Origin of the sequence: Aquirufa avitistagni (assembly GCF_042715545.1) — a bacterium.
Lineage (GTDB): Bacteria > Bacteroidota > Bacteroidia > Cytophagales > Spirosomataceae > Aquirufa > Aquirufa avitistagni.
Genome location: NZ_JBBKXZ010000001.1, coordinates 549,948 through 567,568 on the forward strand (window position 1 = coordinate 549,948; position 17,621 = coordinate 567,568).

At 45.1% G+C, this 17,621-nt stretch carries 12 protein-coding genes; 4 read left to right on the forward strand and 8 right to left on the reverse strand.

Annotated features, from left to right (window positions below; translation table 11 throughout):
* Positions 1-66: 66 nt before the first annotated feature.
* Positions 67-849, reverse strand: coding sequence for a 16S rRNA (adenine(1518)-N(6)/adenine(1519)-N(6))-dimethyltransferase RsmA (gene rsmA, locus U0R10_RS02270; RefSeq protein WP_377982084.1), 783 nt, complete (start codon positions 847-849; stop codon positions 67-69).
* Between the two features lie 74 nt (positions 850-923).
* On the opposite strand from rsmA, the gene U0R10_RS02275 reads away from it, so the two are divergent.
* On the forward strand, positions 924-4,205 hold the full coding sequence (locus U0R10_RS02275; protein WP_377982086.1) for a PAS domain S-box protein: 3,282 nt from the start codon (positions 924-926) through the stop codon (positions 4,203-4,205).
* A gap of 115 nt (positions 4,206-4,320) precedes the next feature.
* Complete coding sequence (gene clpB, locus U0R10_RS02280; RefSeq protein ID WP_377982088.1) at positions 4,321-6,921, forward strand: ATP-dependent chaperone ClpB; 2,601 nt, start codon at positions 4,321-4,323, stop codon at positions 6,919-6,921.
* A gap of 106 nt (positions 6,922-7,027) precedes the next feature.
* Here the strand turns inward: clpB and U0R10_RS02285 are convergent, their stop codons facing one another.
* From U0R10_RS02285 to U0R10_RS02305, 5 genes are all read right to left on the reverse strand, one after another.
* A complete protein-coding gene (locus tag U0R10_RS02285) occupies positions 7,028-8,500 on the reverse strand; it encodes an aldehyde dehydrogenase (NADP(+)) (protein WP_377982090.1) in 1,473 nt (490 codons plus the stop codon).
* Positions 8,497-9,324 (reverse strand): fumarylacetoacetate hydrolase family protein, encoded by an 828-nt coding sequence (locus tag U0R10_RS02290; RefSeq protein ID WP_377982092.1) that lies wholly within the window; start codon positions 9,322-9,324, stop codon positions 8,497-8,499. Before U0R10_RS02290 ends, U0R10_RS02285 begins: the two co-directional genes overlap by 4 nt.
* A 73-nt stretch (positions 9,325-9,397) precedes the next feature.
* The gene (locus U0R10_RS02295) at positions 9,398-9,616 is read right to left on the reverse strand and encodes a DUF2442 domain-containing protein (protein ID WP_377982094.1); all 219 of its coding nucleotides are present in this window, start codon (positions 9,614-9,616) and stop codon (positions 9,398-9,400) included.
* A gap of 1 nt (position 9,617) precedes the next feature.
* Entirely contained in the window at positions 9,618-9,872 is a 255-nt protein-coding gene (locus tag U0R10_RS02300) for a DUF4160 domain-containing protein (protein ID WP_377982096.1), read from the reverse strand.
* A gap of 86 nt (positions 9,873-9,958) precedes the next feature.
* On the reverse strand, positions 9,959-10,552 hold the full coding sequence (locus U0R10_RS02305) for an IMPACT family protein (RefSeq protein WP_377982098.1): 594 nt from the start codon (positions 10,550-10,552) through the stop codon (positions 9,959-9,961).
* Between the two features lie 23 nt (positions 10,553-10,575).
* On the opposite strand from U0R10_RS02305, the gene U0R10_RS02310 reads away from it, so the two are divergent.
* The gene (locus U0R10_RS02310; RefSeq protein ID WP_377982099.1) at positions 10,576-12,138 is read left to right on the forward strand and encodes an NFACT RNA binding domain-containing protein; all 1,563 of its coding nucleotides are present in this window, start codon (positions 10,576-10,578) and stop codon (positions 12,136-12,138) included.
* 81 nt (positions 12,139-12,219) lie between these two features.
* Positions 12,220-13,893: a sodium/sugar symporter gene (locus U0R10_RS02315; RefSeq protein WP_377982101.1), complete on the forward strand. Its 1,674-nt coding sequence runs from the start codon at positions 12,220-12,222 to the stop codon at positions 13,891-13,893.
* Positions 13,894-14,030: 137 nt separating this feature from the next.
* Here the strand turns inward: U0R10_RS02315 and acs are convergent, their stop codons facing one another.
* Together acs and U0R10_RS02325 are read right to left on the reverse strand one after the other, a co-directional pair.
* Positions 14,031-15,920, reverse strand: coding sequence for an acetate--CoA ligase (gene acs / locus U0R10_RS02320; protein ID WP_377982103.1), 1,890 nt, complete (start codon positions 15,918-15,920; stop codon positions 14,031-14,033).
* A complete protein-coding gene (locus U0R10_RS02325; protein ID WP_377982105.1) occupies positions 15,910-17,571 on the reverse strand; it encodes an MFS transporter in 1,662 nt (553 codons plus the stop codon). Before U0R10_RS02325 ends, acs begins: the two co-directional genes overlap by 11 nt.
* Between the last annotated feature and the right edge of the window lie 50 nt (positions 17,572-17,621).

Consider the following 17,621-nt stretch of genomic DNA (forward strand, 5'->3'; position numbering starts at 1 on the left):
TTTGAAAAGATTGAAGGCGCAAGTACGGAAATTTTGACGGAAAACGTATGTCTCTAAACCGTTAAATTATGCGCCTGGGTAACCTTGTGCTTCCCATAAATGGGTCAATTCCACAAATTCGGCCACGCCTAATTGTTCAGCGCGCTTGGTCAACAACGGGTGATCAGGTAATTGCATGGCGCGCAAGGCGTTGCGTAAGGTTTTGCGTCGCTGGTTGAATGCCATCTTCACGACAATCTTGAATTTCGCTGGGTCGCAAGCTAGTTTTTTATCCCAATTCCGGCGCATGCGAATGACACCCGAGTTTACTTTGGGAGGTGGGGTAAACACCTCAGGGCCTAAACTGAATAGGTATTCTACGTCGTAATAGGCTTGTAAAAGGACACTTAAAATGCCATAATCTTTATTGCCGGGTTTGGCGGCTAGGCGCATGGCTACTTCTTTTTGCAGCATGCCCACGACTTCCACGCATTGATCTTTGTATTCCAATACGCGGAAAAATATCTGTGTTGAAATGAAATAGGGGAAGTTACCCACGATCGCGAATTTCTCCTCGCCGAAGATATTCTCTAATGGGTAGCGTAGAAAATCACCGTCGATTAATCGGGTTCCTGTAAATTCTAGGTAATGCTTGCGCAGGTAGTCGACAGATTCCTTGTCGATTTCAATTAAGGACGTTTCGTAAGCTTCTTTTTTAACGAGAAATTGGGTGAGAACCCCCATCCCTGGGCCTATTTCCAAGACTTTTTGGTATTCACCTTGAGGCTGAAGTCCATCCACAATACGCTGTGCGGCGTCCAAATCATTCAAAAAGTGTTGACCTAAATTCTTTTTTGCTCTTACTTGCACGTGTTCTTGGGGCTTAAGGGTACGCGAAATTACGCCCTTTTTTGTACATTTAAGCAAAAAAAGGGATTAATGCCATGGCAGTTTGGGCAAACAAAACAAAGGAAGATCTAATTCACGAAATCCAAGAGCTGAAAAAGCAATTGGACGTGTTGGAAATTAACGATGGAATTGCCTCCGAAGCGACTTCGAAAGAAAACCTCATTCATACCATTGCTGGCCTCAAGCTATTTGGTATCATCATGGCGCTCGACGGCACCATCGTATATGCAAATGCGTTCACACATACCTTACTGGATTATTCTTCCAATGAATTAAACGGGAAAGATTTTTTTGCCACCCTATTACCGCAAGGCGAGACCGAGGACCGTCGCGCCTCCTTCCAAAAAGCCATTGATTCGGGTGGTTTATTTGAGGATCGTGAACGTAATTACATCACCAAAACCGGTGCTACGAAATGGGTAGAAGTGGCTTCCACGATTGTGAAGGCGTCCAATAATACGTCTTATTTAAGTATCATCGGGGAGGATATCACCGAACGAAAGAAGGTGACGGAAGCGCTTTCGCGATCCAATGCCCAGCTACAAGATTTAATTAATAATACCACGGACCTCATTCAAATTACCGGTGTGTCTGGTCGGTTTTTATTTGTCAATAAAGCCTGGCTTGAAACGCTGGGCTATTCCGAGGAGGAAGCCCGCGACTTACGCATGCAAGATGTCTTGCACCCCGAATTCGCACACATCACGCAAGCGCAATTTGATCTCTTAGCTCGTGGCGAAGAGCTGCCCGAATTTACCGCTGTATTCAAGCGAAAGGACGGTCGGCGCCTCTACGTTTCTGGCTCAGCGACCTGTCGGTTCGAACGCGGAGCACCCACTGCCTACCGCTGTATTTTACATAATTCTACGGCGAAAGTCCGTGCGGAGCGTGCCAATAAGCTCTTTTCATCCATCGCGCAAGTAGCGATTAGTTCCACGAATTTGGATGACTTTTATGTCAATATCCATAAGCAGTTGGGCGAGGTCATCGACGTCAAGAACTTCTTTATTGCCCAATATGATCCGGGGAAAAGCTTTTTGTATTTCCCGTATTACATCGATGAGTATTTTGATTCGCGGGTTCATTTTACCAAACGTAAACTGGGGAATGGACTGACAGAATATGCGATCATGGCGAATAAGCCATTGATTTTGCATGATGATGATATACACCAATTAGCCGCGGAGAAGAAGATTTACCTCTATGGTGTCGTTCCAAAAGTGATGCTTTGCGTGCCGCTACGTATCGGAGACCGAGTTACCGGGATCATTGGGGTTAAATCCTACGAGCGTGCCAATAAGTACGAGAACCGCGATTTAGAATTACTGGACTTTATTTCGAGCCAAGTGGCGGTGGCCATTGCGCGCAAGCAAGCGGAAGAGGCTTTGGCTCGTGAAACGGCCCGATTAAATGCGATTTTTGAAGGAAGTTCCCACTTAATGTGGTCGGTGAATAGACGCCTCATGTTGACAAGTTTCAACCAAGAGTATGCCGAACTCCTAGAAAAACAATTACAGATTAAACCGCAATTGAATTTCAGTACAGAAAGCATGGGATTCCAGTTGGTGGCCCCACAAGAACGCCGACCGCTCGAAGACAAATACAAACTTGCGTTTAGAGGTCAAAAACAACATTTTGAATTGGAGTTGATGACCAAATCCGGCGAGCAAAAGTGGTTGGAAATCTACCTAAACCCCATCCAATCCGAAGCGCTTATTTCGGAGGTTTCAGGCATAGCCCGGGATATAACAGATTTAAAGAAATACCAAGCCGAACTCGTTGAGGCGCGGGAGCAGGCGGAACATTCCTTGAAAGTGAAGGAACAGTTTTTGGCCAATATGTCCCATGAGATTCGTACGCCGATGAACGGGGTGATTGGAATGGTGGATTTATTGTGCGATTCGCCGTTGAATGAAGACCAACAAGATTACCTGCAAACCATCCGGAAGTCATCCGAAACCTTATTGCATATCCTGAATGACATTTTGGATTTAGCCAAAATCGAAGCAGGTAAAATGGTGCTCCATCCGGCTGAATTGGTATTTGAGGATTTATTGGACCGACTGATGTCCTTGTTTACGCCGATTGCCCATCAGAAAGGGAATAAGGTGGCGTATACGATTGCGGCGGACGTGCCTAAAGTTGTCGTGGCCGATGAGACACGATTGTTACAAATTCTATCCAATCTGACGTCCAATGCCTTGAAATTCACGGAGAATGGATCGGTGACGATTTCGGTTTCTACGGCCAATTTGACATCTAAAAGCGTGGAATTAATGTTTCGCGTGACTGATACGGGGATAGGAATTAGTCCGACGAATTTGAAGAAATTGTTCTCTGCCTTTCAGCAATTGGATAATTCAACGTCTAAAAATTATGGGGGAACCGGTTTGGGATTAGCCATTTCGCGGGAATTCTGTAAGATGATGGATGGCGATATTGGGGTAGAATCGGAGGAAGGAAAGGGGAGTACGTTTTGGTTTACGGTCCAATTGGCGATCGGTGATGCGTCCAAAGCATCTTCAATTCAGCAGGCTGATCGATATGATATTGCAGGAACCTTAACCGAGGTGCGTGCCCGTATCTTATTGGTGGATGATAATGCGACGAATCGCAAAGTTGCCTCACAGATTTTAGCTAAAGCCGGATGTGTGATTGAAACGGCAACCAGTGGTCAGGAGGCGATTGACCGTTTGGCCCAAGATGCTGATTTTGATTTGGTCTTAATGGATATTCAAATGCCCGAGATGGATGGGATGGAGACGACGCGCCGACTGAAAGCTTCGGGGCAGGCATTGCCGCCTATCGTCGCGATGACGGCTTATGCGATGAAAGAAGATCGTGAACGGTTCCTCGCTGTGGGTATGGATGATTATTTAGCCAAACCTATTCGCGCACAGCAACTCATTCAGATGGTGAGCAAATGGGTACATGATGGCCATGCTCCAGAAGATGTGGTGCTCGATACGTCATACGAGGCCGTTGACGAAGAGGTGCTTAAGTCCCTTTCGGATGCCGTTGGGGGTGATCCTGCTTTTGTGGAAGGGATGCTGACCGAATTCATTGCCGAAGCTGAGGAGCAACTTGCCGCTGCTGAACAAGCCTACGCTGCGAACGATTGCAAAGGAGTTCAAGCTGAGTTACATACGCTGAAAGGAAATTCGGGGACCTTGGGAGCTGCGCAAGTACATCTTATCTGTGAGCAAATTGAGTTGAAAGCCAAAGTCTGCGAGTTCAGTCAATTCCCTGTGGAGATTGTACAACTGAAAGAGGCACTCGCTACATTCAAACAAGTGATTTCGGACAGATTCGCCTAATACAAGCCATATTGGCACGTTTTTCGCGTCCGAGTACCTTAACTCACCGACAAATTTTCCGGGTTTTGTGCATGGCTAAGCAATTGCAGCTAGCGGTCGCAACAATTTTAACCACATGAACCCAAACAATTATACTTCCCAAGCGAGTGTTATCATTCAGCAAGCCATGGAAATTGCGCAGGAGCGGGGCCAACAAGCCATCGAAACTGGGCATTTGTTGCTAGCGATTCTACAGGATGATACGCAAACGGCCTCGTTTCTACTCAAGAAATTAGGTGTTTCCCCCAGTCAAATTCAAACTAATTTAGGCCCCATTTTGACCAGCTACCCGAAAGTATCGGGGGAGCAGCCTTATGCTAGTAATTCCTTGCAGCAGGCTTTGCAGCGCGCGGATAAATTAAAAGCAGATTTTGGCGATACGTATGTGAGTGTGGAGGTTTTGTTTTTGTCTTTATTGGATGGAAACGATTCCGTGGCCGATGCCCTGAAAAAGCTCGGATTAACGACCAAGAATTTTAAACAAGCAATCATCGAACTTAGAGGAAATAGACAAGTGAACGATCCACATGCAGAAGGTACTTACCAGTCTTTGGAAAAATACGGTAAGAATTTAAATGAATTAGCGAAGGCGGGTAAAATCGACCCGGTGATTGGGCGAGACGAAGAGATTCGTCGGGTCCTACAAATCCTATCGCGTCGGACCAAAAACAATCCTATGCTCGTGGGTGAACCCGGTGTAGGTAAAACCGCCATCGTGGAGGGTTTGGCCCAACGAATCGTTTCGGGGGATGTACCGGAGAATTTGAAATCCAAAATTGTCATGTCGCTGGACATGGGTTTATTGGTTGCCGGAGCTAAATACAAAGGTGAATTTGAGGAGCGTTTGAAAGCGGTCATCAAAGAAGTCACGGATTCAGACGGAGAGATTGTCTTGTTTATTGACGAGATCCATACGCTGATTGGCGCAGGTGGTGGGGGAGAAGGAGCGATGGATGCGGCCAATTTGTTGAAGCCAGCATTGGCCAGAGGAGAACTACATGCGATAGGAGCTACGACGTTAAAAGAGTACCAAAAATACATTGAGAAGGACAAAGCTTTGGAACGTCGGTTTCAATCCGTGATTGTGGATGAGCCTGATGTGGCGGATGCGATTTCGATCTTGCGTGGTATCAAGGATAAGTATGAATTGCACCATGGGGTTCGGATTCAGGACGATGCGGTTATCGCTGCGGTCGAGTTGTCCAGTAGGTACATTTCAGATCGTTTCCTTCCAGATAAGGCCATCGACTTAATGGATGAGGCGGCTGCCAAAATGCGCTTAGAAATTGATTCTGTTCCGGAGGCGATTGATGATATTCAGCGGAAGATTATGTCGCTGGAAATTGAGCGCGAGGCGATTCGTCGGGAAAATAATAAGGAAAAAGAATCTAGCCTCAATCGTGAATTAGCTGATTTGTCCGAAAAACGCGATGCGCTGAAGGCACAATGGCAGTCGGAGAAAGGCGTTCTAGACACGATCCGGGCAGAAAAAGAGAAAATTGATAAATTGAAATTGGAGGCCGACCAAGCCGAGCGTCAAGGAGATTACGGCAAGGTAGCTGAGATTCGTTATGGTCGCTTGGTGGAGTCTGAGCAAAAATTAAAGGATTTGCAGGCGAATTCCCAGGGCGAGAAAGGGATGTTGCAGGAAGAAGTGACTGCGGAGAATATTGCCGAGGTGGTTGCTAAGTGGACGGGAATTCCGGTGAGCAAGATGTTGCAGACAGAGATTGAGAAGCTATTGCATCTAGAAGATGAATTGCACAAACGTGTGGCGGGTCAAGATCAGGCGATTGAATTAGTGTCGGATGCGGTACGTCGCTCGCGTGCGGGATTGCAGGATCCGCGCCGGCCTATTGGTTCCTTTATCTTTTTAGGCACGACGGGTGTTGGAAAAACGGAATTGGCTAAGTCTTTAGCTGCTTATCTCTTTAATGATGAGAACGCCATCGTTCGCATTGATATGTCGGAGTACCAAGAGCGCCATGCCGTTTCACGATTGGTCGGTGCGCCTCCGGGATACGTTGGTTATGACGAAGGTGGCCAATTAACCGAAGCCGTGCGCCGCAAGCCGTATTCAGTGGTATTGTTGGACGAGATTGAAAAGGCACATCCTGACGTTTGGAATATCTTGTTACAAGTCTTGGATGAGGGGCGTTTGACCGACAATAAAGGACGGACGGCGAATTTCAAGAACACCATCATTATCATGACATCGAATATCGGTGGTCATATTATTCAGGAAAAGTTAGGCCAAATGGAGGGCTGGAACAATGCGATCTTGTTGGAGGAAGCAAAGGAAGAAGTGATGGTCTTATTGAAACAGCAGGTGCGTCCGGAGTTCTTGAATCGGGTGGATGAGATTGTGTTGTTTGAACCATTGACGGAGGAACATGCGCGGAAGATTTTGACGATTCAATTTAAGGAAGTTCAAAACCGTTTGGCGGAGCAACATATCACGATCGAAGCGACGGAGGAGGCCTTGGCTAAATTAGCCAAAGAAGGATTTGATCCTTTGTATGGCGGTAGACCGATGAAGCGTGTGCTCCAGCGGGTTGTGTTGAATGAATTGTCTAAGTCCATTTTGTCCGGTAAGATTAAGAAAGATTCCGCGGTGCTGATGGATGTGGATCAGGAGGGGAATTTAACTTTTGAGAATGTGGAGGTGGAGATTTAGAAAAAAAACCCAGGCTGATGCCTGGGGGTTTTTATGTCTCTTTGGCAAAGCTCAAAGCTTTGCCAAAGTTTGAGGCGCTTGCGCCGATTTATTTTCAGGATTTACCTTAAAAATTCTGCCAGCAAACCGGCCGCGTAAACCGGTAAATAGCCTCGGTTCCCACAGAGGTGCTGCGCGCATCGGAAGTAGCGGGAAAAGGTCCGCCGTGTACCATCGCTGCTGAAACTTCCACGCCAGTTGGGAAACCGTTCAACAAGATGCGGCCTACCTTTTGGCTTACCTCATCGATTAATTCAGCTAAATTCACTAAGTCACTTGGCTCCGCTTGAATCGTAGCGGTTAACTGGCCTGGCAATTGCTCTGTAAACGCGATCATTTCGGCCAAATCTTGACAAACCACAGCCACCGTGCATGGGCCAAAAACCTCCTCTAACACCTCTGGGTGCGCTAAAGCCTCACGAACGCTTGTGCTAAATAAGCTTGGTGCGGGTGTTGAAGATGCAGTTAAGCGCTGTGTAGCGGGATGATGATTCAAGGTATTGAATCCGTGTTCAAATGATTGCTTGATTCCTGCTGTTAGGAAAGTGCCTAAAGGCATGTGGTCTAATTTAGCAGCTAAAGAGGTTAAAAATTCACGGTCTTTTTCTAGGATAACGATCAAACCGGGATTGGTGCAAAACTGGCCTACGCCCAAGCAGATGGATTGACTAAATGCATCAGCTAGTCCTTCCCCTTGCGTCGCTAGGCGATCGCTGAATAGGTAAACGGGATTGATGGAGCCCATTTCTGCATACACAGGAATGGGTACTTCGCGCCGAACGGCTAGGTCAAATAAAGCTTTTCCACCCCGGTAAGAACCTGTAAATGCGACTGCTTTTGTCAGGGGGTGTGTCACCAAATACCCACCTATTTCATGCCCTTGTGCATGTACTAGGGAAAAAGTACCGTCGGGCATACCAGTTTTTTGGGCTGCCTGTTGGATCGCTTGACCCACCAAATCACAGGTATTGGGATGTGCGGGGTGTGCTTTGAAGACGACGGGACAACCAGCGGCTAAGGCCGATAAGGTATCGCCACCGGCTACAGAAAAAGCTAAGGGGAAATTACTTGCCCCAAAAACGACCGTTGGCCCCAATGGAATCTGTTTCTGAACCAAACGTGGCTTAGGAAGCGGTTGGCGTTCTGGCATCGCTTCATCCACAATTTCTCTTTTCCAAGAAGGATTTGAGATGAAATTAGCGAACGCTTGGATTTGGCCTATGGTCCGTCCACGTTCTCCGGTGATGCGTGCTTCGGGTAAACCTGATTCTGCGCAAGCCGTTTGAATGAGCACATCGCCGATGACTAAAATTTCTTCGGCGATGGCATGAAGGAACTTGGCCCTTTCCCCATCGGATACATTTCGGTAAACTTTGAAGGCCGCGGAGGCTTTGGTCAAGGCTTCATGGGCCTCATCGGCCGTTGCTTCTACAAAAACCTGTGGTAGCGCCTCGCCTGAAGCAGCTTGGATGCCTTGAAAATTTCGGTGTCCGGCTGCTTTTGTTTGAAAGCCAATGAGTTGTTTTCCTGTTAAATTCATGGGTGTACGGTTTGAATCAAGGTGCCAATAGGTTCGATTTGAATGTGTATTTCGTCGTGTGCTTGTAGGGTAAATGGCGGATCAGGGACGATGCAAGTTCCGGTCATGAGGTAGGCACCTAACGGAAAGCTCATTTCGCGGGTTAAATATTCGCGTAGTTCCTCGTGGCTTCGCTTCATTTGCGATATATGTGTTTCTCCCTGGAAGACCTCTTGATTTGATCGGTAAATTCGCATGGAAATGACCGTTTCAGGAGCAAGCGGTTTTTCGGTGACCAATAAACAGGGTCCAATGCCAGCGGAGGCGTCGTACACTTTAGCTTGTGGGAGGTAGAGTGGATTTTCGCCTTCGATATCGCGGGAGCTCATGTCGTTGCCGATGAGGTAGCCGGCAATTTGGTGTTGTTTATTGATAAACAGGGTTAATTCAGGTTCGGGTACATTCCAGGCTGAATCTTTGCGGATACGTACCTGGCCGTTTTGGCCTACTGCACGCAATTTATTGCCTTTGTAGAATATTTCGGGCCTTTCAGCATCGTATACTTTATCGTAAAAGGTATCGCCTCCGGATTCTTTGGATTCTTCCATGCGGGCCACTTTGCTACGTAAATACGTTACCCCAGCTGCCCAAATCTCCTGGGAGTCAATGGGTGTTTGGATGGCTTCAAGTTTGGAATCTGTAAAGATTTGGTGTTGGCAGATTTGAAATAGTTCAGGTTGATTGATGAAATCATCCCAATTTCCTGCATGAGGGCTAGTGAATTTCCCTTCCTTATTTTCGATTTGAATACCTTTTGCGCCGCGGTAGATTTTGTAATAGTTCATAGGTTTAGTTTTGACATACGGATATGTGAAAAACAAATCTACTGAATCGAGGGCGAAGGGGAAAGGGGAAGGGTTATAAATTTGGGAAAGAAAGATCTTCGTCGATGAGCGGCCAATGCACCCCGAAACCTGATGGACTTATTTCATACGTATTTCGTTCGATGGTGGTAGCATGCATCAATTTTTGTGAAATATTAGCTATGGCCGATTGGATTGATTTATTTTCGCCTTGGATGATCATCTGATCTCCTTCAAATCGAATTTCCCAAATGTGTTTCTGATTTGATTTCATTTTATTGGTCAATGTTGAAATGATTATGCCAAGTTTGGATGATGAGATGCAATTGGTCGATTAAAATCTCCTCTATGTCACGCTGGTTCATTGGGCTCAAATTACAGGAATTTGCATAAGATATCATATTCAATTTCTGACTAATCCAATATTTCACTTCGGTTTCGCCCTTAATGGCATGTACGTGCATTTGTTCGTTGCCTTCATTGGAATAAAAAAATATTCTCCATCCTTTTTTTCGGAAAATGGTGGGCATGTCATGTGATTTTCCACAAGTACACAAAAGCTTGATTGGATCTGCGCAGGCCAACTGATAATCGAAATATTTTATCAGTTACTAGATTAAAATGAAGTGAGTGCTTTGTCCAAAGCAGATTTGACCTCACGAGCGATTCGTTTGGCAAAACGGAGCAGGTACCAGCAATCATTATTCACCTCCTGCTCCACGATTTGAATCGGATATTTTTTGATAACCTTCATCACCTCATTCATCTGGGCATAGGTGAAACGAACTTCCTGCGTTTCCATAGGTTCGATTTCAATAATTTCTGCAGCAGCAAAGGCCTCGAGACTAGCCTCTTTATAGGCCTGAATTAAACCGGGTACCCCAAGCAGCGTCCCACCAAAATAGCGAACTACAGCCACGAGTGTGAAATGGACATTGTTTGAAAGAATGGTATTCAGAATTGGTTTTCCCGCACTTCCCGAAGGCTCACCATCGTCGTTCGATCGGGCTTCTTCTGGCGTAAAACCGAGCCGATAGGCGTAGCAGATATGACGCGCTTTGGGATGCAATTCTTTCAGTGAATTTATCTGTTCCTTGATATCTTCGAGATCTTTCACCGGAAATACATACCCGATGAATTTACTTCCTTTATCTTTGTAGAGTCCCTCAGCTGGTTGTGATACGGAAAGATAGGAATCGGGTAGGGACATGCGCGAATTTTAAAATCCAATTTATGCATAACAATCATTTTTTCCTACGCATCCTAGCTCAGCAGCTGCGTCAAATTTTGACGTATGCGCGTTTGAAGCAGTGTTTTTCGCAGGAAAAAGATGAATTGGTTATCGGGTTTGAACGCCAGAATGGTGATGATTTTTGGATCAAATGCTGTTTTAGTTCCCAGTTTTCTACGCTTCAATTTCCATCCCAATTTCACCGCGCAGGGCGTAATTCCATTGACCTATTCTCTGATTTATTGCTGCACGAAGTACAAGATGTTTATGTTTTTGAGAATGAACGTGCGATTGGGTTGGATTTTTTAGGCCAACAAACCCTCGTGCTCAAATTGTTTGGCAATCGGTCGAATGTGATTCTTTTTCAGGAAGGGGAACATGTCGCGCAGTTTCAAAAGAAACTAAGTAAGGATTATGAGCTTGTGTTGCCTGAATTACACCGGTCGATTGATCAGGATTTTGATGCTTTTGAGGCTGCAGATGGTGATTATAAAGCATTATATCCAACGCTGGGAAAAGAAGGTGCAGCCTATTTTGATGCCTTCGGTTATGCCACGAAATCGCTCCAGGGACAATGGGAATTCTTACAACAAACCCTAGAGAATTTATCCGAACCGCACATTTCGATCGTTGAAACCACCAAAGGGATCGGTCTAACGATTTTCCCAATCCATGGCGACGCGCTTTTTCAAAGCCAAGATGCCGTGGAAGCGCTCAATCAATTTTATAGTCTGCATTATTCCATCGGTGAATTTCGACGGGAAAAAGGCTTATTGATCGAACTGTTAACGAAACAACGCGTAAAAGCCATCCATTATCTGGAGAGCTTGACCAAGCAACAGCATGTGCGCGAGGTTAATCTAGCCTACGAGGAGATTGGAAATATTTTAATGGCCTTTTTGCATCTCATTCCTGCTGGCGCTAAATCCGTCGAGCTCGAGGATTTTTACCACGGCGGAACGATTCAAATCAAATTGAATCCACTTTTGTCGGGTCCTGAAAATGCCGAAAACTATTACCGAAAGGCAAAGAATTACGTCAAAGAAATTGCGCATTGGCAAGCTAATGTTGACCGAAAACAGGCTGAAATAGCCTTATTAGGTGAGCAGTTAGGCCAAATTTCAGTGGCTGAAAATCGTAAACAGTTAAAACCCTTTTTACCGCTGCTACGTGTGCAAACTACCGCGGTGGCCGATGCTCCTGATCTGCCTTTCAAGCAATTTGAAACGGATGGCTGGGTGATCTGGGTAGGGAAAAACGCAAAGAATAATGATTTGTTGACGCTGAAATATGCGAAGAAATTTGACATTTGGTTACATGCGCGTGATGTTTCTGGCTCGCATGTGGTTATTCGGAATCCCCAACAGCGCACAGTGCCTAAACATATTGTCGAGAAAGCTGCTGAGCTTGCCGCCCATTTTTCGAAGCGGGCTACCGAGTCATTATGTCCGGTGATTGTCACATCCAAAAAATATGTGCGCAAGACCAAAGATCTTTTACCTGGGCAAGTCATTGTAGACCGAGAGGAAGAAGTAGTGCTCGTGAAGCCTACTTTTTGGGAATAGTATAATTCCATTAATTCCTTTTCTTTTCTGCTGAAATACCCTATTTTCGTGACTGATTACCAAAATCTAAACCCTCAATTTATGCAAGCACATAGTTTACAGCTGCTCGATTACCTAGTCTTTTTATTCTATTTTGTCGTTGTTTCAGGCTACGGTTATTGGATTTACAACAAGAAAAAGTCAAAAATTACCGATTCAAATGATTTCTTTTTAGCCGAAGGTTCATTAACCTGGTGGGCGATCGGAGCCTCATTAATTGCCTCAAATATATCTGCAGAACAGTTTATTGGTACTTCTGGGGATGGTTTTCAAATGGGTTTAGCCATTGCCACCTATGAGTGGATGGCGGCAGCGACGCTCTTAATCGTTGCGATTTTCTTCATGCCAATCTACCTGAAGAATAAGATTTTCACCATGCCGCAGTTTTTAAATAGACGTTATAATTCGACGGTGAGTTTGATTATGGCGGTTTTTTGGCTGTTATTATACATCGCAGTTAACCTAACTTCTATTTTGTATTTAGGTGCCTTAGCGGTTTCTACGATTTCAGGATTAGACTTCACGGTTTGTATGATAGCGATGTCGGCATTTGCAATCGTCATTACCTTGGGTGGTATGAAGGTTATTGGTTATACGGACGTAATTCAAGTAGTATTCTTGGTATTAGGAGGTTTGGTGACTTCGTATTTGGCCTTGGATTTAGTTTCACAGCGTTTTGGAGGCGAGGGTGTATTGAATGGAATGAATCATTTAATGACCAAGGCTCCTGATCATTTTCACATGATTTTCAATAAAGACAACGCAAATTATCCGTCGCTACCTGGTTTAGCGGTGTTAATTGGCGGTATGTGGATTGTTAACCTAAACTATTGGGGATGTAATCAATACATTACGCAGCGTGCGTTGGGAGCAGATTTGCCAACAGCCCGTAATGGTATTTTGTTTGCTGCATTCTTAAAAATGATGATGCCTATCATTGTGGTATTGCCTGGTATTGCCGCTTATTTGTTGTGGAAAGATGGTATGTTCCAACAAGAAATGATGAAGGATGGCGTATTGAGCAAGGATAACGCATACCCTGTTTTATTGAACCTATTGCCTGTTGGCCTAAAAGGTTTATCCTTTGCAGCACTAACAGCTGCGGTTGTTGCTTCGATGGCGGGTAAAGCAAATTCGATCTCGACGATTTTCACCTTGGATATCTACAAGAACTACATCAATCCCAATGCAACGGAGAAGCAATTGGTTTCTATTGGCCGTATAGCTGTCGTTGCTGCTACGGTTATCGCCGTTTTGATCGCTCCATTTATGGGTATCGATAAGAAAGGTGGTTTCCAGTTCATTCAGGAATATACTGGGTATTTTTCACCGGGTATCTTCGCTTTATTCATCATGGGATTCTTTTGGAAGCGTACTACGTCAAAGGCCGCGTTATTCGCACTTTTAGGTGGGGTATCGTTCTCCATCATTTCCAAATACATTCCTACCTGGACTGGAGTGACCGATAGTATTTTCTATAGCTCATTCCCAGATGCTGATGGTATGTATGTGATTCCATTTATTGATCGTATGGGATGGGTATTTACCTTCTGTATCACGTCGATGGTAGTCATTTCATTACTAGACCCTGAGTCGAAGAACAACCCGAAAGGATTGGAAATCGATGCTTCGATGTTCAAATTGACTCCTTCGTTCATCGTGGGATCAGTGATCATCGTGATGATGCTGTTGGGCTTGTATACGTATTTTTGGTAGTAAGAGGTAAGAATTAAGAAGTAAGAATTAAGAAGTAAGAGGTAAGAAGTAAGAGGTAAGAGTGTTTTAAGTCCGGGATTTAATTCCGAGCAAAATACTCTTACCTCTTACTTCTTACCTCTTATCTCTTACCTCATTTATAGTGCTCCTTTAATAATCGAATCTACCACACTTGGATCTAACAAGGTTGAGGTATCTCCTAAACTGCCAAATTCCCCTTCAGCGACCTTGCGTAAAATACGACGCATGATTTTACCTGAGCGAGTTTTTGGCAATCCAGTCACAAACTGAATTTTATCCGGCTTAGCGATGGGCCCAATCACGCGTGCCACGGTTGCCAAAATATCCTTGCGCGTTAATTCATCATTAATGGTTGGGTGCTCGCAGATGACATAGGCATAAATTCCTTGCCCTTTGACATCGTGAGGAAAGCCAACGACCGCAGATTCGATCACACCGGTATGCATGTTAATCGCATTTTCCACCTCAGCCGTTCCGATGCGGTGACCTGAAATATTCATAACGTCATCTACTCGTCCCGTAATCCGGTAATATCCGTCTTCATCACGCATACAGCCATCTCCCGTGAAATACAATCCTGGATAGGTCGAGAAATACGTTGTTTTGCAACGCTCGTGATCACCGTAGGTCGTCCGGATAATGGATGGCCACGGATATTTGATGCACAGATTTCCATTGACGCCATTGCCCTCAATCTCTTTTCCGTTTTCATCCACCAGTATCGGCTGAACTCCAGGTAATGGAAGTGTGGCGAATGCAGGTTTTAAAGGCGTAATCCCCGCAATCGGTGAGATCATTAATCCCCCTGTTTCAGTTTGCCACCAAGTATCTACGATTGGGCAATTGCCCTTGCCGATTTTTTCGTCGTACCACTGCCATGCTTCCACGTTGATGGGTTCACCCACAGATCCAAGTACACGAAGTGAACTCAAATCCTTTCCGACTAAGAACTCATCGCCAAAGCCCATCAGTGAACGAATCGCCGTAGGCGCGGTGTAGAAAATATTCACTTGGTGACGTTTGATGATATCCCAGAAACGTCCCGCATCTGGGTATGTCGGGATGCCCTCGAACAATACAGAAATGGCGCCATTTAATAGGGGGCCATATACCAAATAGGAGTGACCGGTGATCCAACCGATATCCGCGGTGCAGAAAAATACATCGCCTGGATTGTATTGGAAAACATTGGCAAACGTATAGGCCGTGTAAACCATGTAACCGCCACAGGTATGAACAACCCCTTTCGGTTTACCAGTGGAGCCTGATGTGTAGAGTATAAACAAAGGGTCTTCGGCATTCATGGCCTCTGGAACGCAAACGTCAGAAGCCTGTATTTCTTCTTCTTCCCACCAAAGATCACGTCCTTTCAACATGGGAATCGGTGTTTTAGTGCGTGTTTTGACGATAACCGTTTCCACACAAGGACAAGAAACCAAGGCGTCATCCACCGTTTCCTTCATCGGAATGGTCTTATTTCCGCGCACGGCGCCATCTGTTGTGATGACCAATTTACATTGCGAATCGTTGATCCGATCTGATATAGATTGTGCGGAAAAACCACCGAAAACCACCGAGTGAATAGCACCGATGCGCGCACAAGCTAAGACAGCAATCGCTAATTCCGGAATCATGGGCATATAAATGCACACACGATCTCCTTTGTTTACTCCTTGTGCTTTTAACACATTACTGAATTTGCACACCCGCGCATGGAGCTGGCGATAGGTCAATGTGATCGCTTCGTCCCCAGGTTCATTGGGCTCATATACAATGGCTGCCTGATCCGGAATGGTTTTCAGATGTCTATCCAGTGCATTGGCTGTAATGTTCATTTGGCCATCCTCGAACCATTTCACGGAATAATCGTCAAAACTCCAGTCAAGGACTTTGGTGAAAGGTTTAATCCACTCAAACTCGTTGGCAATATCAGCCCAAAATTGTTCCGGTTTTTCTACACTTAGGGAATACGCTTCATGGTATTCTTGTAAATTTTTAATGCGCATGGTTTTTTTGGTCAAACTCTCCTGTCAAGGCAAAATATCCGAATAGGGACATGCCAATGCTGATGAAAGGAGCTAAAATAAAGGTATAAATGATGGCAGGAACCAAGTCGTTTCCGCCTTTTTCCCATAAAGGCATTGCCTGAAAATAGACGAGGTATAGGCCCGTTGAGATGCCTAACAATATCCAAACAATGCCCAAAAGCCTTTTCAAGCCGTTAAGTTGGTACGTCTTTTTGATTTTAACATCCTGCATATACACCAGTCCGATAATCAAACAAACGGAAATCATGGCGATCGGATAGTTTAATCCTTCCAGATAGGGTTTCGCAATGGTCGAATCGTTCGATGCTGTAGTCACTAAAAAAGTCGCAATAGCGGGCATTAAACCGCCAAAAATTCCATTGCCGATGTGGTATGGAAACGACATGGAAGTATACCTGATTTTTATCGGAAATAACTCAACCAAAAATGCGGCAATCGGTCCGTAGGCCATACTGACAAAGCTAATTAGGCAAAATATTAAGCCGATCATTTTCCATTGTGCGGTGGCCGGGATATGGATAATTGGGCCTTTTTCAGTGGTTGTTTCAACAGTTCCATCCGTAAAGGTTCGAATTGTATTCCCATTTTCATAGGTAATCGAGCCCTTTACCTCTGTTTTTTGTTTTGTATCGACGAGGTCGTACATCGTGGAAAAAATCGGTCGGTACAGGAATAAGGCGAGGGCCATGCCGGCCAACATGATTCCTTTTCTGCCCAGTTTATCCGATAAGGCACCAAATAGTACAAATAGGGGAGTTCCAGCAAGTAAGCCAATGACTAAGATCAGGTTGGTTTGCGTTTCTTCAAGATGGCAAATTTTTAACAAGAATGTTTGGGCATAAAATTGGCCCGTATACCACACCAAACCCTGTCCCATCGTGGCTCCAAACAACGCAAGTAACACGAATTTCAAATTCAATTTATTACCAAAAGATTCTTTTAATGGGTTTTTGGCGACATTCCCTGTCTTTTTGGCCTCTTCAAATAAAGGGGATTCCGCCATATTTTTACGGACGATGATCGAGCCGATGACCATGACGATGGAGATGAGGAAGGGGATGCGCCAACCGTAATGATCGAATTCTTCGGCAGATAGTAGGCTGCGCGTCAACATGATTACGCCTAATGAAATAATTAGTCCGAGTGTCGCCGTAGTTTGAATCCAGGACGTATAAAAGCCTCTCTGGTGCTCCGGTGAGTGTTCCGCGACGTAGGTGGCCGCTCCGCCGTATTCCCCACCAAGTGCTAAACCTTGCAATAAGCGTAAAATTAAGACTAGAATTGGAGCGAGGGCGCCGATGCTCTGGTAGGAAGGAATTAAACCAATGGCGAACGTAGCTCCACCCATGAGCATCAGGGTCACCATAAAGGTGTATTTACGGCCAATGACGTCCCCAATCTTTCCGAAAAAAAGTGCACCAAATGGTCGTACCACGAAGCCTGCCGCAAAGGTGGCCAAGGTGTTTAAAAAAGCAGCTGTGGGGTTGTCGGTAGGGAAAAATTTGGTCGACAAAACCGTCGCCAAACTACCAAATATGTAAAAGTCGTACCATTCGATCAGCGTACCTACAGAAGATGCGCCGATGATGTAGCTTAATTTTTTATTCACAGGTTTAGAATTTTACCCGAATATATCGAAAAAAAATCTAAATTTTGCCA